At 61.5% G+C, this 20,289-nt stretch carries 18 protein-coding genes; 11 read left to right on the plus strand and 7 right to left on the minus strand.

Going from position 1 to position 20,289, the window contains the following annotated elements:
• Window positions 1-89 precede the first annotated feature (89 nt).
• The 3 genes from H045_RS06720 to H045_RS06730 are packed head-to-tail and all read right to left on the minus strand — an operon-like array spanning window position 90 to window position 4,135.
• Window positions 90-1,427, minus strand: a complete 1,338-nt coding sequence (locus tag H045_RS06720; protein ID WP_015371817.1) for a c-type cytochrome — start codon at window positions 1,425-1,427, stop codon at window positions 90-92.
• Between the two features lie 15 nt (window positions 1,428-1,442).
• On the minus strand, window positions 1,443-3,680 hold the full coding sequence (locus H045_RS06725) for a xanthine dehydrogenase family protein molybdopterin-binding subunit (RefSeq protein ID WP_015371818.1): 2,238 nt from the start codon (window positions 3,678-3,680) through the stop codon (window positions 1,443-1,445).
• Window positions 3,680-4,135: a (2Fe-2S)-binding protein gene (locus H045_RS06730; RefSeq protein ID WP_003235450.1), complete on the minus strand. Its 456-nt coding sequence runs from the start codon at window positions 4,133-4,135 to the stop codon at window positions 3,680-3,682. Before H045_RS06730 ends, H045_RS06725 begins: the two co-directional genes overlap by 1 nt.
• A 278-nt stretch (window positions 4,136-4,413) precedes the next feature.
• Between H045_RS06730 and H045_RS06735 the strand changes: the two genes are divergently transcribed.
• From H045_RS06735 to H045_RS06745, 3 genes are all read left to right on the plus strand, one after another.
• The gene (locus H045_RS06735) at window positions 4,414-5,160 is read left to right on the plus strand and encodes a hypothetical protein (RefSeq protein ID WP_003235452.1); all 747 of its coding nucleotides are present in this window, start codon (window positions 4,414-4,416) and stop codon (window positions 5,158-5,160) included.
• A 126-nt stretch (window positions 5,161-5,286) separates the two neighbouring features.
• On the plus strand, window positions 5,287-5,562 hold the full coding sequence (locus tag H045_RS06740; RefSeq protein ID WP_003235454.1) for a hypothetical protein: 276 nt from the start codon (window positions 5,287-5,289) through the stop codon (window positions 5,560-5,562).
• 70 nt (window positions 5,563-5,632) lie between these two features.
• On the plus strand, window positions 5,633-7,744 hold the full coding sequence (locus H045_RS06745; protein WP_015371820.1) for a TonB-dependent receptor family protein: 2,112 nt from the start codon (window positions 5,633-5,635) through the stop codon (window positions 7,742-7,744).
• A 19-nt stretch (window positions 7,745-7,763) separates the two neighbouring features.
• Here H045_RS06745 and H045_RS06750 read toward each other — a convergent pair whose 3' ends face one another.
• Window positions 7,764-8,909, minus strand: coding sequence for a PAS domain-containing sensor histidine kinase (locus H045_RS06750; protein WP_003235458.1), 1,146 nt, complete (start codon window positions 8,907-8,909; stop codon window positions 7,764-7,766).
• A complete protein-coding gene (locus H045_RS06755; RefSeq protein ID WP_041931452.1) occupies window positions 8,899-9,714 on the minus strand; it encodes an alpha/beta fold hydrolase in 816 nt (271 codons plus the stop codon). The genes H045_RS06750 and H045_RS06755 overlap by 11 nt, the downstream gene beginning before the upstream one ends.
• Window positions 9,715-9,843: 129 nt before the next feature.
• On the opposite strand from H045_RS06755, the gene H045_RS06760 reads away from it, so the two are divergent.
• The gene (locus tag H045_RS06760; RefSeq protein WP_015371822.1) at window positions 9,844-11,043 is read left to right on the plus strand and encodes a TPM domain-containing protein; all 1,200 of its coding nucleotides are present in this window, start codon (window positions 9,844-9,846) and stop codon (window positions 11,041-11,043) included.
• 9 nt (window positions 11,044-11,052) lie between these two features.
• Here the strand turns inward: H045_RS06760 and H045_RS06765 are convergent, their stop codons facing one another.
• Window positions 11,053-11,547: a DUF1543 domain-containing protein gene (locus tag H045_RS06765; protein ID WP_003235464.1), complete on the minus strand. Its 495-nt coding sequence runs from the start codon at window positions 11,545-11,547 to the stop codon at window positions 11,053-11,055.
• A 106-nt stretch (window positions 11,548-11,653) separates the two neighbouring features.
• On the opposite strand from H045_RS06765, the gene H045_RS06770 reads away from it, so the two are divergent.
• A complete protein-coding gene (locus H045_RS06770; protein ID WP_015371823.1) occupies window positions 11,654-12,475 on the plus strand; it encodes an aldo/keto reductase in 822 nt (273 codons plus the stop codon).
• A gap of 67 nt (window positions 12,476-12,542) precedes the next feature.
• Here the strand turns inward: H045_RS06770 and H045_RS06775 are convergent, their stop codons facing one another.
• Window positions 12,543-13,058 carry an Hcp family type VI secretion system effector gene (locus H045_RS06775; RefSeq protein WP_003235468.1) on the minus strand — a complete coding sequence of 172 codons (516 nt, stop codon included), beginning with the start codon at window positions 13,056-13,058 and terminating at the stop codon, window positions 12,543-12,545.
• 472 nt (window positions 13,059-13,530) lie between these two features.
• On the opposite strand from H045_RS06775, the gene tssA reads away from it, so the two are divergent.
• From tssA to tssG, 6 genes are read left to right on the plus strand one after another with little or no spacing between them, the layout of a single operon-like run.
• Window positions 13,531-15,084 (plus strand): type VI secretion system protein TssA, encoded by a 1,554-nt coding sequence (gene tssA, locus H045_RS06780; RefSeq protein WP_167325115.1) that lies wholly within the window; start codon window positions 13,531-13,533, stop codon window positions 15,082-15,084.
• Window positions 15,085-15,119: 35 nt separating this feature from the next.
• Entirely contained in the window at window positions 15,120-15,617 is a 498-nt protein-coding gene (gene tssB / locus H045_RS06785) for a type VI secretion system contractile sheath small subunit (protein WP_003235472.1), read from the plus strand.
• 25 nt (window positions 15,618-15,642) lie between these two features.
• Window positions 15,643-17,118, plus strand: coding sequence for a type VI secretion system contractile sheath large subunit (gene tssC, locus H045_RS06790; protein ID WP_015371825.1), 1,476 nt, complete (start codon window positions 15,643-15,645; stop codon window positions 17,116-17,118).
• 14 nt (window positions 17,119-17,132) lie between these two features.
• Window positions 17,133-17,534: a type VI secretion system baseplate subunit TssE gene (tssE, locus tag H045_RS06795; protein ID WP_015371826.1), complete on the plus strand. Its 402-nt coding sequence runs from the start codon at window positions 17,133-17,135 to the stop codon at window positions 17,532-17,534.
• Window positions 17,524-19,311 (plus strand): type VI secretion system baseplate subunit TssF, encoded by a 1,788-nt coding sequence (gene tssF / locus H045_RS06800; RefSeq protein WP_015371827.1) that lies wholly within the window; start codon window positions 17,524-17,526, stop codon window positions 19,309-19,311. The genes tssE and tssF overlap by 11 nt, the downstream gene beginning before the upstream one ends.
• The gene (gene tssG / locus H045_RS06805) at window positions 19,275-20,282 is read left to right on the plus strand and encodes a type VI secretion system baseplate subunit TssG (protein WP_015371828.1); all 1,008 of its coding nucleotides are present in this window, start codon (window positions 19,275-19,277) and stop codon (window positions 20,280-20,282) included. Before tssF ends, tssG begins: the two co-directional genes overlap by 37 nt.
• Window positions 20,283-20,289 lie beyond the last annotated feature (7 nt).

Raw genomic sequence — 20,289 nt, forward strand, 5'->3', positions numbered from 1 at the left:
CCCCGATGGCAGTGTGTCAGCTATACCTAAGCTGACTGACCCTCCTTCATCGGCAGACAATCCCGGTCGGCTCTCAGGCTGCCGCGCTCTTACCTCATATGCAAAATGATCGGGCTGCTGCTGGCCGGGTCGGTGTGGCCGCGCAGTTTGCTGACGTCCTTGGCGTCCACTGCGCCGCCGGCGTTGCCCCAGGTGCTGCGCATGTAGGTCAGCACCTGGGCAATTTCCGTGTCGGAGAGTTGCTCGCGGAACGCCGGCATGCGGTAGGCGTCGGGTACGCCGGCGGCGACGATGCGTTGGGAGCCGTTGAGGGTGATGTTGATGGCCGAGGCGGCTTCCTTGGCCAACGCCGAGGTGGCGCCGGCCAGGGGTGGCATCCAGTCAGGCTGGCCCTTGCCGTCCAGGCCGTGGCAGGAGGCGCAGCGTGTCGCGTACAGGTGGGCGCCGGGGCGTGCGTCGGTGGCGGCTGTCTGGTACTGCCAGGGCGCGCCGTCGCGCTGCGGATCGCCGGGCAGTGACTTGAGGTAGCGGGCGATGGCGGCCAGGTCGTCGTCGGCCATGAACTGCGTGGAGTTGTTGAACGCTTCGGTCATCGAGCCGTAAACCACTGCATGCTGGTTGCGCCCGGTCTTGAGGAATTGCACGATCTGCGGCTCGCTCCAGCGGCCCAGGCCGGTGTTGTGGTCCTGGCGCAGACTCGGCGCGTACCAGCCGTCGAGCAGCGCGCCGGCGAGGAACGGCGCGCCGGTCTCATCCAGGGCTTTCTCGTTGAAGGCCAAGCCGCGCGGCGTGTGGCAACTGCCGCAATGGCCCGGGCCCTGAACGATATAGGCACCCCGGTTCCACAGCGCATCCTGCCCCGGTTTGGCGGCGTAGGTAGCCGTGGGGGCGAACACGCCGTTCCACAGAGCGATGGGCCAGCGCATATTCAGCGGCCAGGGGATGGCGCTGGGAATATTGGGCTCGCTGGCCGGTTGCACGCCTTTCATGAAGAACGCGTACAGCGCGCGCACGTCATCGTCGCTGAGCTTCACATAAGACGGGTAGGGCATGGCCGGGTAGAGTCGGCGGCCGCCCGGCGCCACGCCCTGGCGTACCGCGCGGTCGAAGTCTGCCAGACTGTAGGCACCAATGCCGACGTCTGGATCCGGGGTGATATTGGTGGCGTGGATCGCCCCCAGCGGGGTAGCCATCTCCAGGCCGCCGGCAAAGGGCGCCTTGCCAGCAAGGCTGTGGCAGGCCACGCAGTCGCCGAGGCGCGCGACATACTCGCCACGGCTGACCAGGGCAGGGTCGAAGGTTGTGGCCTGTTCCTGCTCGAACGGCGAGGCAGGCTCACGGGTGACATACCAGGCCAGCAGGCCGGCGGCGATCAGGCAGGGCAGGGCAAGCCAGCCTGCGGTTCGGGCGAATCGTCGGGTGTTCATGGGCGTTCCCTGTCCTTAGCTGAAGGTGTATCGGCTCAATGGCAAGCTGCGGATGCGCTGGCCGGTCAACTGCGCCACCGCGTTAGCCACGGCCGGCGCCACTGCGGGCAGCGGTGGTTCGCCGATACCGCCCATTTTTTCGCCGCTCTCGATGATCTTGACGTGCACCTGCGCCATGCGTGAAGGCGGCAGGATCGGGTACAGGTCGTAGTTGCGCGCCCGTGGTTTGCCGTCCACGTACACCGCTTCTTCCAGCAGCGTTTGCGACAGGCCCAACGCCACGGCGCCGGCCACCTGCGCCTGCACAATCGCCGGGTTGACGATGCTGCCGGGATCGATCGCTTCCCAGATGTGATGCACCTTGACCTGACCGTGCTCGATCGACACTTCAGCGACCACCGCCGCATGGGAACCGAACGGCGACGCCATTGCCACGCCACGGGCTCGGCGACTGCCGTCTTCAGCGGTGTAGGGGCCGCGCTTCCAGCCGCCGGACAACTGCGCCGCAGCCTTGAGCAAGGTGGTCAGTCGCGGGTTGTCGCGCAGCAGGTGCAGACGCAACTCATACGGGTCGTGACCGCCCTTGTCCGCCAGTTCATCAAGGAACGCCTCGTAGAAAAAGTCGTTGAGCGAATTGCCCACCGAACGCCAGTAACCGAGCATCGCCGGGCCTTTGACGTAGATCTGCGCGATGCGCTTATTGGGGATGGCGTAGCTTTTGCCCGATAGCCCTTCGATGGCCGTGGGGTCGATCTTGTCGCCCTGTTTGCCGGCCAGGGCTTCAGTCGGGCCTTCGGTAGCGCTGACCGCTTCGATGGCGACCGGCAGGCCTTTGTCATCCAGCGCAGCGCGGAACTTGACCACTGCCAGCGGGCGCAATACGTCACGCAGGAACTCTTCCTCGCGGCTCCAGATCAGTTTGACCGGGCGGCCCACGGCCTTGGCCAGTGCGATGGCCTGCGGGTAGGGATTGGCCGACTCATAGAGGAAATGCCGACCGAAAAAACCACCCAGCAGCGGCGAGTGCAGGGTGATGTTCGCCGGGTCAAGGCCGGTGCGCTTGGCGATGTCGGCGCGGAACATGTCCGGTGCCTGGTTGGGCAGCCACACCTCCAGCGAGCCATCGGGGTTGAAGCGCGCCAGGGCCGACGGCGGCTCCAGCTGGGCATGGTTGAGGTATTGGTTGTGGTAAGTGGCTTCGACCCGGGTTTTGGCGTTTTTCAGCGCGCCGGCCACGTCGCCTTCGTTCTCGTCGTCGCGGGCCGTGCCTTGCTGGGCGGCGAGGAAGTCGCGGTGCTTGTCGGTGGAAAAGTCTGCGGGCATTGCGCGCAACGTCGAATCGGCGGCCGCTTCCAGCCAATCCACCTGGATCGCTTCGACGGCGCGTTTGGCGTGCCACCAGCGTTCGGCCACCACCGCCACGGCGCCGGGCAGGGTGTGCACCGAATGCACGCCTTTCATGGCTTGGACCTGCGCCTGATTGCGCAGGCTGCCCACGGTCATGCCCAGGCGGGGCGCGTGCTGGACGGCGGCGTGGAGCATGTCGTCGACTTTCAGGTCGATGGTATACAGCGCCTTGCCGGTGGATTTGTCATAGGCGTCCAGGCGTTTCACCGGTTTGCCGATCCAGCGGAATTGGCTCGGGTCGCGCAGGGTGATACTGGCCGGGTCGGGCACCGGCATGTCCAGGGCGCGCCCGGCCAATTCGCCGTAGCCCAGTGAACGGCCGGACGCTGCGTGCACCACGCGGCCAGGCTGGGTGGTGAGTTCGGTGAGCGGTACGCCGAGCTGTTGGGCTGCGGCTTGCAGCAGCATGGCGCGCGCGAGGGCGCCAAGGCGGCGCATGGTCGGGTAGCTCATGCGCACCGACATGCTGCCACCGGTGATGCGCATGCCGTTTTCCATCACCACATAGGCCTCACCCGGTGGGGCAGCCTCGACCACGAAGGTGGCGGGGTCGGCGTCCAGCTCTTCGCCGACGATCTGCGCCATGGCGGTGTGGGTGCCCTGGCCGCCTTCCATGAAGGGGCTGAGCAGTCTTACGCTGCCGTCCGGGCGAATTTCCAGAAACGCCGGCACCTGGGTGCCGCGCTCTGCGGCGTTGGTCGTGGCCGCCTGCACACGGGCCGAGCCCATCGGCAGGCCGAAGCCGATCACCAGCGCGCCCACGGCGGTGCTGGCCAGAAAGCGTCGGCGCGACAGGTTGACCGGCTCACCCAGAGGCACGTCAGACAAGGGCAGAGGCGTATTCATCAGGCGCGCTCCTGCTTGGCCAGGTCATCCATGGCGGTGTGGATAGCGTTGTAAGTGCCGCAGCGGCACAGGTTGACCATGGCCGCGTCGATCTGCGCCGGGGTGGGTGCGGGGGTGTGCTTGAGCAGCGCAGTGGCCGCCATCACCTGCCCGGACTGGCAATATCCGCATTGCGCCACTTGATGCTCGACCCAGGCGGCGACCACGCGCTTGCCCACGTCATCGGCTTCGATGGCCTCGATGGTTGTGATCTCGCGGCCCGCCACGGCGGCTACCGGCGTGACGCAGGCGCGCACCACGTTGCCGTCCACCAGCACCGAGCAGGCGCCGCACTGGGCCAGGCCGCAGCCGTACTTGGTGCCGGTCATGCCCAGGTCGTCGCGGATCACCCACAACAGGGGCGTGTCGGCGTCAGCCTCCACTTGATAGGCTTTTTGGTTGATGCGTAATTCCATGGCGGGTTCACCTGCTGATCATCGGTCGGTGTAGCTGAGTTCTTATAAGAGGTGCGACGCAAGTCGCCCATCGTTGCACTCTAGACCACGGGGCCTGGGCTATCTATCCAATCGCCGGCAAGTCCGTAGGATCAGGCAAGTATTCAACAGGAATGCGTTAGTGCAGGGGTGTAGTCCTCTGCTGATCTGCCGGGCATGGCTGCACTTTTTTTCATTCTTCTGCTCTATTCCTGTCACGAACGCGCGCATTCAGCGCGCAGGCAGCAGGACCCGACCGGATGCGGATGAACCCTCTTTCACCTTGTTTAACCCGACGCTGGCCGCTGTTGCTCGCGGCGCTGCTGGCGCTCGGTGCCACGGCGTGCAGCCAGCAGCAGGGCCGCGACATGGCCCGGCAGTTCAGCGAAGGCAAGCCTGACGAGTTCTTCCAGACCAGCGTGGACCGCATGGCCACGCTGGGCATGCGCGATAACCTGCAGAGCCTCTATCTGCTGATGAACAAGCTCTATCTGCGCAACCCGAGCCAGTGGCGTCAGTCGGGTTACCCGGATGCCGTGACCGCCGCGCGGACAATCCGCCAGGCCATCGAAAACCGTCAGCCGTTGCCAGCGCTGGGCGAGCGCCGCGACCTGGCAGCCTTGAGTTACTCGCTGAGCCCGGAGTTTCGCGGCGACCGCGTCGGCGCATTCATCTACGCCATCGGCAGCATGCTGGTCACCGCCCACGGCGGGCGCACCCAGTTTTACGTGACCGATTCGATCAACCCGCAATTCGTCAGCAATGCCGCGCGCAACATCGAAAAGGCCACCTGGCTGCTTGGCCAGCGCCAGGACGCCAATGGCGTGTTGCTGCTGTTTTCCAACGAGATCTCGGAGGAGGGCAGCAACCTCAGTTTTGCCGTGGAATTCGGCAAGATCGTCGCGCGCCTGGACCTGCTTACCCAGATCCTCGACGAGCGCTACCGCCGCATCGGTCTCAACTATGCGCAAAGCCTGTTGTTGATGAATTTTCTGCCGGTGCAGTGACCCTTCGACGGGGAAGTGCGGTGTTTCGCTTTCTCATGTAGGACACGGCCGATCTTGCGAAGGGCCGCTTGAAACGCCCCTCTACCGGCAATAGCCTCGGACTTTTCCTAAAAATCGAGGCCTACCTTGGGTAAGCGAAAAACGGTTTGGCTCACGGATCGCGACATTCGTTTGCGCTTCATCCTGTTTGCAGTGATCGACACCGCGAGCGCTCAGGGCGTCGCGGCAGAGCTTTTATTACCGGCGCAGAAACTGCTCCAGGACTCGCCGACCGAAGCACAGTTGCGCAACACCCTGGACGCGATTCTGGCCACAGATGAAATGTACGGTTTCAGGTTTGCGCCGGGGTCGGAGGCCGATGACTTCATGCAAGCGCTGGAGCCTGTCATGCAAAGGAAATGATTCGTTTGCAAGGCGTGACCCGGCGAAGCCGCCGGGCTTCTTACGCTTCCCACCGCCAAGGACCTGCCTCATGTTGTTGCGTCAATCTCCGCTTGTGTTTGCCGCCCTGACCCTCGGTTCGCCGTTGCACGCCGAAACGCTGCAGTTGGCACCGGTCGACGTCACCACGGCGCCCGCCAGTGCCGGTGAAGTGGCCCAGGCGCAGCTTAAAAGCGTGCCCGGCGCTACCAATTACGTCGACATGGACAGCGTGCAGCAGGGGCGGGTCAGCACCAATGAAGATGTGTTCAAGTATCAAGCCGGGGTGTATGCCAAGGCTGCGAATAATGAAGGGGTGAAGCTGTCCATCCGTGGCTCGGGCCTGAACCGCGGCCCCGGCGCCCATGCGTCCGGCCTGTTCGAGATGCTTGACGGTCTGCCGCTCACCGGGCCCGGCGGCACGCCCTATGAACTCAAGGACCCGCTGTGGCACAGCCGGGTTGAAGTGTTGCGCGGCGCCAACGGTTTTGATCGGGGCGCGCTGGCGCTGGGTGGCGCGGTCAACTACGTCACCCGTACCGGTCATGACGCGCCCGCCTTGCAACTGCGCTATGAAGCGGGCAGTCGCGGTTATGCCCAGCGTGAAATCAGTTCCGGCCAGGTGCTGGGCGACGCCGACTACTACATCAGCCTGACGGACTCCGCGTCTGACGGTTATCAGCAACAGAGCGCGGGCAGCGGCAAGGGCGTTGCCGCCAACTTCGGCTATCGTTTCAACCCCGACCTGGAAACCCGCTTCTATTTTCGTTACCGCCAAACCGCCAACGACACCCCCGGCAAGCTCACGCGCTACCAGATCAGCCATGACCCGCGTGCCGCCAACAGCCTGAACGCCGCCCGCGATTCCAAACGCCTGCAGCCGGGCTCCACCTGGATTGCCAACAAGACCACCCTGCAGTTGGATGACCGCTCAAAGGTCGAGGTCAGCCTCGCCTATCACGACTATCCCATGGACCTGCGCGAAGGCACCAACCGCCTGAAAGTCGCCTACACCGACATCAGCGGCACACTGAACTACATCCGTCAGGACAGCCTGTTCGGCCATGACAGCAAAACCACCCTCGGTCTGCGCACCACCCAGGCGATGCCCAACAATGGCGCGTCGGAATATGTACGTGTGCCTGCCGGCAATACCGCCATCTATGCGCCGGGCACCAAGACCCGTGATTACTCCTATCTGGGTTCCGACACCGTGCTGCATATCGGCAATGACCTGGAACTGCTGCCGGACCTGTGGCTGACCACCGGCCTGGCCGCCATTTACACCCGCCGCGAGACCCAGGTTACCTACCCGCAAGGCCAGGCACCGCTCAGTCAGCATGACTGGGATTACGCACCGCGCATCGGCCTGCGTTATGACTTCAATCCGCAATTGCAGGTGTACGGCAACCTCAGTCGCTCGGTCGAGCCGCCGCATGCGTGGTCGATGATCTGGGGTTCCAACAAATTCTTCACCAGCGGCCCGGCCAATGGGCTGGCGCGCGAAGGCGTGAGCCTGAAAAACCAGACCGCCACCACCCTTGAAGTCGGCGGGCGTGGTGAGGCCTGGCTTGGCGCCTGGGACCTGGCACTGTACCGCTCCGAAGTGCGTCACGAACTGCTGGCCGTGGAAACCCAGGCGCAGACTTCCACCAGCAACGCCGTGATTGCCGAGTCCAACGCCAGCCCCACCGTGCATCAAGGCATGGAACTGAGCCTGCTCAGCCCGCTGTGGGACGGCGGCCGCGACGGCAGGCTCGAGCTGCGTCAGGCCTACACCTTCAGCGACTTCCACTACCGTGACGATGACCGCTTTGGTAGCAACACGCTGCCGGGCATCCCCAGGCACTACTACCAGGCGCAGGTGCGCTACAGCCACCCGAGCGGCTTTTATACCAGCCTCAACACCGAGCACGCTTCGCGGGTAGCGGTGGACTATGCCAATTCCTATTACGCCGCGGCATACACACTACTGGGCGCAACGTTTGGCTACGATGCACCGAAGCAGGACTGGCAGGCGTGGGTCGACCTGCGCAATCTCACCAACCGGCGCTATGCCAATACGGTCACGCCGGGGTATGACGACAAGGGGTTGGACGTCGCGCGCTCGACCCCGGCCGATGGGCGGGGAATCTATACCGGGGTGTCCTGGCGCTGGCGTTGAGTGCGAAATCCGAAACGGATTAATGGGTGGCAGGCAATGTCACGGTGAAGGTTGTGCCAGCCGCTGCCGATGAACTCACCGCCACATCACCGCCATGCACCTTGGCCAGTTCGCGCACGATATACAGGCCAAGGCCCACGCTGCGCACCTGGCTGGCTTGATCGGTGCCGCGGGTCATGGGTTCGAACAGATTGGCGAGCAGGGCCTCGGGAATCGCTTTGCCATGGTTGTGCACGGCGACTTCGCACGCGTTGTTGGCAAGCCGCGAGGTGATGCAGATGTCGCGTTGCGGGTCGCCATACGCCGCGCTGTTGGCCACCAGGTTACCGATGATCTGTTGCACGCGGTCGGCGTCCAGGCTCGCATGGCCATCGCCCTCGGTATGGTGCACCAGCGTTGCCTTGGGGAAGGCGACTCGCAGTTCCTCGACGGCGTGGTGAACGACTGCATGAAAATCCAGTGGCGCGGCGCGGATAACGATACCGTGCCCGACCCGGGCCTGGGTGAAGTCGAGCAGGTCGGCGATCATGCGCTGGGCGCGCTCGGATGACTGGTCAATGTGCCCGAGCAGTTGGCGCTCCTTGGGCGTGCGTTCACCACGGCCGAGAAAATCCGAAGCCATGCGGATGGCCGTGAGCGGGTTTTTCAGGTCATGGCTGACAATTGCCACCATCTGCTCGGCGAACATCGCGCGCCGCTGGGAGATGGCATAGGCTTGCTTGAGTTCTGCCTGTGCCTGATGCAGGGCGACTTCGGTGGCGGTTTTCTCCTGCAGCAGGGCTTCGGCCAGCTTGCGCGCGTTCAACAGCTCGCGTTCGTACTTGTCGCGGTCTGTGGTGCCGAACAACGCCAGGTCGTACACCACGGCGTCGTCGAGTTGGCGTCGATTGCCATTGAGTAGCACCGTCACTTTCTGGCCGTCGCGGTGCACGGTGTCGAGCTTCACCTCGGTGACGCTGCCATGCATGCGCAGCATCGGCGCCAGGTGCGTCTGATGGAAAATTCGCCCGCCCATCGTCAGCAGGTCCTGGAAGCGCCGGCCACACAGCTCCTGGACGCTGAACCCCAGCCAGTCGGTGAAGCGTGCATTGACCTGCAGGATCGTGCCGTCTTCGGCGGTCACGGCCAGCGCACAGGCGGCGCTGTCGAACAGGTCAGTCGGCATGGGCGACTGACCACGGTGCCAGGAAGCTGTGCATCGCCGTCGCGCACGCGACTGGCGCGCTCATGTGCGGGCAATGGCCGACGTTGTCGATCAGGCAATACGTGCTGTTGGGTACGACGCGATGCAGGTATTCACCCACCACGACCGGGGCAATCAGGTCGTCGCTCGATTGCAGGATCAGCACCGGGGCGGTGAGGCCGATCACATCCTCACGGTTGTCCGACAGGAAGGTCACGCGTGCGAATTGCCTGGCAATGTCCGGCTCGGTGCGGCAGAAACTCTCGGTCAGCGCGTCGCTGAGTTCCGGTTGCCCGGGCGCGCCCATGATCACCGGGGCCATGGTACTGGACCAGCCGAGGTAATTGCTGTCGAGGGTGTCGAGCAGGTCATCGATGTCGTTGCGCTTGAAGCCGCCGATATAGCCAGCATCGTCGATATAGCGCGGCGACGGGCCGATCATCACATGGGCGGCAATACGCCCGGGCCGCAGGCGGTCGGCGAGGGCACCGATCATCGCGCTGACCGAGTGGCCCACCAGAATCACCGGGCCCTGAGCATAGGCGTCGATGATCTCGTTCAAGTCATGGGCGTAACCGTCAAGGGTGCCGTACTTGGTTTTGTCGAAGGCAACGAGGTCCGACAGGCCGGCCCCCACCAAGTCATACATCACCACCCGAAAGCGCTCGGTAAAGTGCGGCGCCAGATAATTCCACATGGCCTGATTGCAGCCGAAGCCATGGGAGAACACCAGGGTCGCCATGCCGTCGCCCATCACATTTACATTGTTACGGTGGCGTAGATCCATGGAGGTCTCAAAATTATGGCGTATTGCTATGTGAGGCGCAGTTTAGATAGTCAAGGCCCTTGGGTCACGCGTTATAGCGCCGATAGGTTACAGTCAGCGCCTTTCAGGAAGAAACTTCAGGTAACAAATATGATGCGGTGGATACGGCTGTCCGTCTTGAGTCTGCTGACGCTGTTGTGCATGAGCCCGTTTACTGCCGCCCAGGCTGATGTTTCGCCGCTTGGCGTGGCCCTCGACCAGCGGGTTATCGACCTCACCAACACCCTCGATGCCGACACCACCGCCCGTCTGAAAAGCCGGCTGGCTGACCTCGAACAGCGCAAAGGTTCCCAGGTTGCCGTGTTGCTTTTACCCAGTACCGGCGGGGTCAGTATCGAGGAGTACACCACTCAGCTGTTCCGCGCCTGGCAACTGGGGCGCAAGGACGTCAACGACGGCATCTTGCTGGTGGTGGCCAAGGACGACCGCAAGGTGCGTATCGAAGTCGGATACGGTCTGGAAGGCATCGTCACCGATCTACTGGCCCACCGGATTATCGAAGAGCACATCACCCCGGCGTTTCGCCAAGGCGATTTTGCCGGTGGCGTCAGCCTGGGTGTGAACGACCTCGTTGTGCTGGTTGAGGGTGGCGATTTGCCGCCAATGGCCGTCCCAGGCGCCAGTCCCCCGGCTATAGCGGTACTGCTGGCACTGATCGCTGGCAGCGTCGGTGGTGTGTTGATGGCCGCCGGCCGCTTGCATTGGCGCCGTGCCTTGATTGCCACCGCCGGGGTGACCCTGCTGCTGGCGCTGTACGTCGGTGGTCGTGAATGGTCGGTGTACCTGCTGATATTACCGCTGACGATACTGATCGGCGGCGCCACGTTTGGCGCGCTGTGGCTGGCGCGCGCAGTGTTCTACTGCGTGATGGCCGTGCTGGCGTATATCGTCGGGGTGCTGGCAGCGGATCGGTTTGTCGAACTCAGCCTTATCCACTGGCTGCTGTGGCCCTTGGGCGCGGCAGTGGTACTGGGCCTGTACGTGGGGTTGTTCTTCCTGATCAAGGCATCGTGGAAAAGCAGCCCGCGTTTCTTCCTTGCACGCGTACTGGCGGTCGTCGCAATTTATACTGCGGCGGGCCTGCTGCTGGGGCACGGTGCTCAAGGCTGGGTGATGGCAATACCGGTAGCCACGATTGCGGCGTTTATCCTGTTCGTGCAGAGCATCTCCCGTTCGGACTCGGGGTCGAGCAGCCGTTCGAGTTCAAGCTCCGGCAGCTCGCGCTCCAGCAGCAGTTCGTCCGGTGGCGGCGGGTCCAGTGGCGGCGGCGGTGCGTCCGGCAGTTGGTGACGCACACTCTCAGGACAATACGATGTAGTCATTGCGTTGCACGATGGGGGTGTGCGGGCCCTGAACGAGATGCACATAACGACCGTCCACCAGGTCGATGGGCAGGCAGTCATCCACATCCATCACGGCATCGGTATGCGCCTGGGACCAACCGCGCAGCATCTGGCGTTTGCCCAGCGCTCTGGCCTCCTGCTTGTTGTGCGCGACGACCAGCAGGTAATGATGGGCCTCGCCGAAGCTGTGGGTGTCATACCCGCCAAGGTTGATGAAATACAGGCGCGGCGCTCCGGCTTGCGGGGCCAACGGGCTGAACTCGACTTTCCAGCCATCGACGCCATCCACCGCCATCCAGGCGTCGATGTGCACGCCCTTGGCGCTGCCAAACCAGTTTTCGCGCAATTGCGGGTAAGTGGCTTGCAGGGTATCCGCCACCGCGAATACCACATCATGAACTTCGATCCTCGCCCGGGGGTGCTTGCCCCCGAGCATCACGACAAACAGCATTGCAGGTTCTTCCTGGCGACTTGGCAGGGGGCAACCATACTTCGATTGAACCCTTTTGTCCGGTCAATGCCCCACTGTTTACTCACGAATTCATCAGGAGGTTGTCATGCGCACCATCGATCTGGCCGGCGTACCGGTCCCTGTCATTGGCCAGGGCACCTGGCGCATGGGTGAAGACCCCGACCAGCACCGCGCTGAAGTGGCGGCATTGCAACTGGGGATCGACGAGGGCATGACCCTGATCGATACCGCCGAAATGTACGGCGAAGGAGGCGCCGAGTCCGTGGTCGGCGAAGCCATACGCGGCAAGCGCGACCAGGTGTTCCTGGTGAGCAAGGTCTACCCGCACAATGCCAGTCGAACGGGCATTCCTCGCGCCTGTGAAGCCAGTTTGCAACGCCTCGGCACCGACTATATCGATCTGTACCTGTTGCACTGGCGCGGCCAGTATCCCCTTGAAGAAACGGTCGACGCATTCGAGCGTTTGCGCGAAGCCGGCAAGATCGGCCGTTGGGGTGTTTCCAATTTTGACGTAGCCGACCTGCAGGAGCTTGCTTCACCAGCCTGTGCCACCAATCAGGTGCTTTACAACATTGAGGAGCGGGGCATCGAGTTCGACCTGTTGCCCTGGTGGCAACAACATCATTTGCCGCTGATGGCCTACTGTCCCATCGCCCAGGGTGGCAAGTTGTTATCCAGCCCAACGCTCAAACAGATCGCCCAGCGCCACGAGGCAACGCCCGCTCAGGTCTCCCTGGCGTGGGTATTGCGTCAGGACGGCGTGATCGCCATCCCCAAGGCCGTTACGCCGGAACATGTGCGGCTCAATGCCCGTGCTGCGAACCTGGTGCTGGATGAACATGACCTGGACGCGATCGATCGGGTATTTGGCGCGCCCAAGCGCAAGCATCCGCTGGCGATGGTCTAGCCCCGATATCAACGGATCCTGATAAAACGGCGCCCGTCCCTGGGCGTCGTTTGCGCATCACGCTACATCAGCTGGACACCGGGCTGCGCCAATCGTCCGAGCCCGAAGTGCCAGACACTTCGTGGGTCCAGACAATCTTGCGATACGTGAAATACACGTCTTCCAGATGGGTGAAGTGCGCGTTGTCCGGGTCCTGGCAATTGGGCATGCGCGACTGGATATCGACGATGGTCGCCCCCTCGAGTTCGATGGTGAAGTAATGCTCCTGGGTGCCGGCCGATGAAGTGCGCAGCCACTCCAGCCGGCACTTCACCTCCTCACCGCTGGTGAGTGCGCTGAAGAGCAGGGGCGATGACTTGTCGAACACCTTGCTGATCATCAACGGCTTGTGCACCCGCTGTCCGGTTGGCTGACCGGATTGCGGATCGCGCGGGATGATGACCTGGTGCGCAAACGCCTGGACGAGAATCTGGTCCTCGTGCCCTTCCTGGTAAATATTGCCTACCGAGTCCTGAGTAAAAGTGCCTGCCGTAATCAAACCTTGCTTGACGCCAGTGATGGAGAGATACGCGGGTGTTGGCATGACGGGTTTCCTTGCCTGATTGATAGGGACGCCATCCGATATTTAAATCCGATGGTGCTGTTCCCTTAACAAAAAGCGTGCCGGAAAGTGTGAGCCCTAATGAAATATGGAGGGTGGATTAGTGTGTGAGCGTCTTTCGATAACTTGTTATGCATTACTGCGTAAATTTATTGAGTTTGCTTGCGCATAAGTGCGCAATTATTTGCCGTTTCTGTGCGTGGGTGGCGGTGGGTCGAATACATGATATTTGGACTGTTTTGCGATAACTGTTGCGCAAATATCTGCGCAGGCCTTGTTTTTCGGGGGTTGTAGGATAAGTCTCAAGTTGAATTTTTCGCTTGATGAATCGTCGTGTCATGGCTAGTGTTTGCAAATCTTATGGGGGGCTCATCGCTGGAACAGTAGAGTTTTAATGTTCTTTTTGTTTGTTGTTAGTGCGTCTTTTGAGGTGAATAGTTGTGCCTGGATCAAAATGGATTATTTGAACTCGCTTTGTGAGAGTTATCTGGAATTGGCACGGCGGCCTTGCTCGGATGCAAGTTTCGCTGGTAATGAAGTGCGCTTTTCCAGTGAATACGATGCCCTGGAGGCCGAGCTGGCGAAAATGCAATCGATACACAGTGAAAGCCAGCCGGATTGGCAAAAAGTCATTGAAACCAGCGAGTGTGTGTTGGGCGAGCATTCCAAGGATCTGCGTGTCGCGGTATGGCTGGTCTGGGCGCTTTACCAGCGTGAGTCGTTTGCTGGTCTGTTGGCCGGAATAGGTCTCCTGCTGCATCTCTGCGAGCAGCATTGGGCAGTTGTCTACCCGCTCAAGCTGCGCACCCGCCGTGCGGCTTTTGGCTGGCTGGTATTGCGCCTTGACCCCGTATTCGCCAAGAGCGTGTCAGTTGCAGGCCAGCAGGCGGTATTTCATCTGCTCCACGAACATCTTGCGCGCCTTGATGAATGCTGGAGCCAGCATCTGGGTCACGATGCTCCATTGTTGTTGTCGATTCGCAGACAACTGTCGGAGCGCCTTGAACCGACCGCACACGGCAATCCATCTCCAGCGGCGTTGCCGCACATCATGCCCAATGTCAAACAGGTGGCGGCTCAATTGCTCAAGCCCGAGCCCGCAATCGAAAACGAAAGGGATGCGAACAAATGGCTGCGCACCCTGCAGGACCAGGCACGCCCCTTGTGCAACTGGTGGTTGCGCCAGGGCGCTGCAGACCTGCGCGCCTTGCGCCTGAGTCGAACACTGGCCTGGCTCTCACTGACCCGTTACCCGGACGCAGATAACCAGAGAACCACGACCTTGCGTGGCCCCGCAGGCGACAAGCTCAAGCGGTGCCAGGAGCGTCTTGCCCAGGGTCATTACGCCGATCTGATACTTGAGCTCGACGCAAGCCTGAGCAGCGCAATGTTCTGGTTTGACGGACTGCGCATGCAGTGGGAGTGCCTTGACGCACTGCAGGCCAACCTGGCGAAGACCGAGCTGGAGGTGAGTTTTGCGCTGTTGCTGCAGCGCCTGCCGGACCTGCCTGAGTATCGCTTTTACGACGGCATGCCGTTTGCCGATGCCAGCACCCGGGACTGGATTGCGCTTCACGTGGCGCGCCATCTGCAAACAAACCAACCCCTGGCGCTGGGCAAAAACATCGGTGCCGAACTGTGGGAGACGGCATTGCAGGAAGGGCTGCCCAAGCTGCGCAAGGACGGGCTCAAGGCTGTTGTCGGCGAGTTTACGCAGGGCCTGCAAGCCGCGCGAAGCGAGCGCGACCGTTTCCATTGGCGCCTGGCTCAGGCCCGCCTGTGTGTGCTGGCAGGCAAACACGAGTTGGCGAAGATCCTGCTCGAACAGCTGGATGACCACCTGCAGCACGCAGGGCTGGAGCGCTGGGAACCAGACCTGGCGCTGCAAGTCGCGCAGCTCTTGTTTCGCTGCTGTGAACTGCTGCCGCAAGACCAGGCAGCGCGTGAGCGCAAAGAGCAAACCCATCGCAGGTTGTGCCACTTCGATCTTGAAGCGGTACTTGAATAGGCTGCAGAGCCGCACGCAAAAAAGGAGAAAAAACCATGCCCAAAGAGGGGTCTGTAGCACCGAAGGAACGCATCAATATCACGTTCAAACCTGCAGTGGGTGGTGCGCAGGAAGAAGTAGAACTGCCGTTGAAACTGCTGGTGCTGGGAGACTTCATCCAGCGCGAGGACCTGCGCAAGCTCGAAGACCGCAAACCTGTGGCGATCGACAAGAACACCCTGGATGAGGTGCTGGCCAAGCAGGCACTGAGCTTGACGCTCAGCGTACCCAATCGTCTCCAGGACGACGCCGAGCCAGAGGAGCTGGGTATTCAGGTGAACATCAATTCAATGCAGGACTTCAATCCCGCAAGCCTGGTCGAGCAGATTCCCGAACTGAAAAAGCTGATGACCCTGCGTGACGCATTGATGGCATTGAAGGGCCCGCTGGGTAACACGCCGAGCTTTCGCAAGGCTATCGAGCAGGCCCTGGCCGACGACGAGTCGCGCACGCGTGTACTCGCCGAATTGGGGCTGGCCCGGCCCTCCCTATGATTTTCAGTAAAAGGACACTGATCCCATGAACACTCAAGCCACCTCACTGGCTGCTCCCAGGGCAGACGAGTCGAGCATCCTCGACAACATCATTGCGCAGACCCTGCTGACGGCGGATGACGAGGCCTACGGTATCGCCAAGCGCGGTGTCTCGGCGTTTATCGAAGAGTTGGTCAAGCCGCACAACAGCGCAGAACCGGTCAAAAAACGCCTGGTGGACCGGATGATCGCCGAGATCGACAGCAAGCTCAGCAGGCAGATGGACGAAATTCTCCATCACCCGCAGTTCCAGGCACTGGAAGCTGCCTGGCGAGGTTTGCAGTTGCTGATCGAGCGAACCAATTTCCGTGAAAACATCAAGATCGAACTGCTGAATGTATCCCGAGCGGACTTGCTCGATGACTTCGAGGACTCGCCGGAAGTCAACCAGTCCGGGCTCTACAAGCATATCTACAGTGCCGAGTACGGCCAGTTCGGTGGTCAGCCCGTGGGCGCCATCATCGCCAACTATTTCCTTTCACCCAGTGCGCCCGACGTAAAGCTCATGCAGTACGTTTCGACTGTCGCTTGCGTGGCTCACGCGCCTTTTATCGCAGCGGCCGGGCCAGCCTTTTTTGGCCTGGAAAGCTTTACCGGTCTGCCTGACCTGAAGGACCTCAAGGATCATTTCGAAGGCCCGCAATTTGCCAAATGGCAGAGCTTTCGTCAGAGCGAAGACGCGCGCTACATCGGCCTCACCGTACCGCGCTTTTTGCTGCGCACGCCTTACGATCCCCTTGAATCTCCGGTCAAGACCTTTGCCTATCAGGAAAACGTGGTCAACAGTCACGAGCACTATCTGTGGGGGAATACGGCTTATGCATTTGCCACACGCTTGACCGACAGCTTCGCCAGGTTTCGTTGGTGTCCCAACATCATTGGTCCGCAAAGCGGCGGGGCGGTGGAAGACCTGCCCTTGCACCACTTTCACAGCATGGGTGAAATCGAAACGAAGATCCCCACTGAGGTGCTGGTCTCCGATCGACGCGAATATGAACTGGCCCAGGAGGGGTTCATCGCGTTGACCATGCGCAAAGGCAGTGACAATGCGGCATTTTTCTCCGCAAGTTCGGTGCAGAAGCCCAAGTATTTCGGCACCAGTGTCGAGGGGCGGGAAGCGGAGTTGAATTACCGGCTGGGCACTCAGTTGCCGTACATGATGGTGGTCAACCGACTGGCTCATTACCTGAAAGTGTTGCAGCGCGAGCAGTTGGGGTCGTGGAAGGAACGCACCGACCTGGAACTTGAACTCAATAAATGGATTCGTCAGTACGTCGCAGACCAGGAAAACCCCAGTGCCGAGGTGCGTGGTCGTCGACCCCTGCGTGCGGCACGCATCGTTGTCAGCGATGTTGACGGTGAGCCCGGCTGGTATCGCGTCAATCTGAGTGTGCGGCCTCACTTCAAATATATGGGGGCGGACTTCACGCTTTCCCTTGTCGGCAAGCTCGACAAAGAATGAACAGGCACCCGGGGATGACCTGTCACCACAGCCTTTTCGAGCGCCTCGAAGGCCACACATCCGCTCGGTCGGGCGGCATGGCCTCGGTGGCTGCCCACTTGGGGAAAATGCTCAGCACGCGCGCCGGCAGTGTCCAGACTGCAGGCGATTATGGCCTGCCGGATCTCAATGACATGCGCCAGAGCCTGCATGAGTCCTTGAGCCAGTCGCGCCTCTCGATCGAGCGCTTTATCCAGGCCTACGAACCACGCCTGACGAATGTTCGTGTCAGGGCGCTGCCGCGTGACCGCGATCCCCTGGTCCTGGCATTTTCCATAGCAGCGATGCTTGTGATTGACGGTGAGGCCCGGGCCGTGGCTTTCAGCGCGCACCTGGGCGGCGGCGGGCAGGTGGAGGTCGCGCCGGATGACCTTTAATCGCTATTACCAGAGTGAACTCAGCGCCCTGCGTCAGCTTGGGCGACGTTTCTCGGAGCGTAATCCGGCGTTGGCACCGTTCCTGGCCACAGGCGGGCAGGACCCGGATGTGGAGCGGTTACTGGAAGGTTTCGCGTTTCTCACTGGGCGCTTGCGTCAGAAGCTCGATGACGAGTTGCCGGAGCTGACCCATTCGCTGATGCAATTGCTGTGGCCCAACTACATGCGGCCGTTGCCCTCGTTCAGCATCCTGCAGTTCGACCCGCTCAAACGTGCGGGGCCGGCTATCCGGGTGGAGCGCGATACCGCAGTGGAAAGCGTGGCGATCAATGGCGAGCGTTGCCGTTTTCGCACCTGCTATCTCACCCAGGTGATGCCGTTGCAACTCAATCGTGTGGACTACGTATTCCAGGGTGAGCGCGCTTTGCTGGATCTGCACCTGGACATGAGTGCGCCTGGCAATTTCACCGAATTGGTGTTCGAGCCTCTGCGCTTGCACCTGGCAGGCGATCGTTATGTCAGCCAGGGTCTTTATTTGAGCCTGCTACGTCATCTTGAAGGCATTGAGCTGTTGCTGCTGGACGAAAATGGACGCTCCGTTGACGGTCCTGATGGACAGCCGACGTCGCTGCGGCTGGCTGCCAGCCAGGTACAGCCGGTCGGGTTCGGCGAAGACCAGGCATTGATCCCTTATCCGCCCAATACCTTCAGTGGCTATCGCCATCTGCAGGAGTACTTTGCCTTTCCCGACAAGTACTTGTTCGTCGATGTCGCTGGCCTCGACGCCCTGCACGGGGTTCCCCACGCGCAGCTCAAACAGGTGCGCGGCATGGTGATGCGCTTCGAACTGCGTATCCAGGCGCATGAACCCCAGTGGCCTGGGCTGGATAACGTAAAGCTGTATTGCACGCCCATCGTCAACCTGTTCAACCATGACGCGGTGCCGATCCGCCTGGACGGCAAGCAGGATGAATACCTGCTCGTGCCTGGTGAATACACCCGGGGCCACGCAGGCGTCTTTTGCGTGGATCGCGTGACGGGTTGGCGCCCAGGCGGGCTTGGCCACCGGGCGTTTGTGCCGTTCGAGTCCTTCGAGCATGACGCCGATGCCGGGGCATCAACTGCGCCGCCCAGCTTCAGCATTCGTCAGCGCCCATCTGGGCAGCATGCCGGGCTCGACACCTGGATGGCATTCGGTAGCAGCCACAGAGGTGAGCAGGAAACACTCTCGATCGAGCTGACGTGCACCAACCAGAACCTTGCGCAGCAACTGGCCATTGGTGAGATCAACCAACCTGGCGAGCACACTCCGGAATTCCTGACGTTTGGCAATATCACGGTGCCTACCGCGAGTTTCGCGCCGCCTCTGGACCAGGATTTCCTGTGGCGACTGATCAGTAACCTGTCGCTCAACTATCTGTCGCTGACCGATATCAACGCTTTGAAAGTGATTCTCGAAACCTATGACCTGCCGCGTTACCACGGCCGGCAAGCGCAGCAGGTCAGCCTGAAGAGGCTCGGCGCACTGCAGGCCGTCAGCCACAAAGCGGTCGACCGCTTGCACCACGGCCTACCGCTTCGCGGGGTGCGGGTGGACCTTACGATCGATCCCCAAGGCTTCCTCGGGCAAGGCGACGTCTTTGTCTTTGCCTCCGTGCTCAACGAGTTTTTTGCCCTGTACGTCAATCTCAATTCGTACCACGAACTGCGCGTTATCAGCACACAAGGAGATGTGTACCTATGGCCACCCCGTTTGGGCCTGCAGCCCTTGCTTTAACTGAACTGTCGCGGTGCGTTCGCGAATATTCGCTGTTCCAGGCGGTGCTTCTGGTGATCGAACGCCTGCGTGAGGCTCATCCGTTGCTGGACGAGGATGCGTTGTATGACCAACTGGAATTCCAGGCCAATCCCAGTCTTGGCTTTCCGGGGCATGACATAGACCAAGTGGAGTTTTTTGTGGAACAGGGTCAATTACGCGCGCGGTTGCGCCTCAATGTCCTGGGGCTGTTTGGCGCGGGTTCGCCGCTGCCGGCGTTCTATGGCGAGCAGGCGTGTGCAGAACCCATGGGGGTCAACGTCACACGAGACTTCCTGAACGTCTTTCACCATCGCCTGCAACGGCTGATGTTGCCGATCTGGCGCAAGTACCGCTATCGAGCGCGCTTTCGAAACGGGGCCAGCGATGGTTTTTCGGCACAGATGTTCGCCCTGATCGGCCTGGGAAGCCGGGAAGTTCGCTCAGCGGCACGTCTGGATTGCCGACGCCTGCTGCCTTACCTGGGCTTGTTGGGTCTGCGGGCACATTCGGCGTCGATGATCGAGACAGTGTTGCGCCACTACTTCAAGCACAGCCGGGTGTTCATCGAGCAGTGGGTGGAGCGCCGTGTCTGCATCGACCGGCAGCAGCGCAACCGGCTGGGCGTTATCCACCATGCGCTCGGCCACGACCTGGTGCTGGGGCAGCAAGTAGCGGATCGCTGCGGCAAGTTCAAGGTGCACCTGATGGAGCTCAGCTGGCAGCGCTTTCACGCGTTTCTGCCCACCGGAAAGGCGTTCCTGCCCTTGTGTTCCCTGGTGCAGCTAACGGCACGCGCGCCGCTTGCGTTCGACCTGCGCCTGGTACTGGCAGAGGGCGAAATACGCGCGCTGCACATCGGCGAGCGCAATGTCTGTCGCCTTGGCTGGACCAGCTGGCTGGCCCATGAACGTGCTGATGGAGCGCTCACGCTCGCCGGCCACTCTGATTAGGGATCGA

Origin of the sequence: Pseudomonas poae RE*1-1-14 (genome assembly GCF_000336465.1) — a bacterium.
In the GTDB taxonomy this organism is placed as follows: Bacteria; Pseudomonadota; Gammaproteobacteria; order Pseudomonadales; family Pseudomonadaceae; genus Aquipseudomonas; species Aquipseudomonas poae.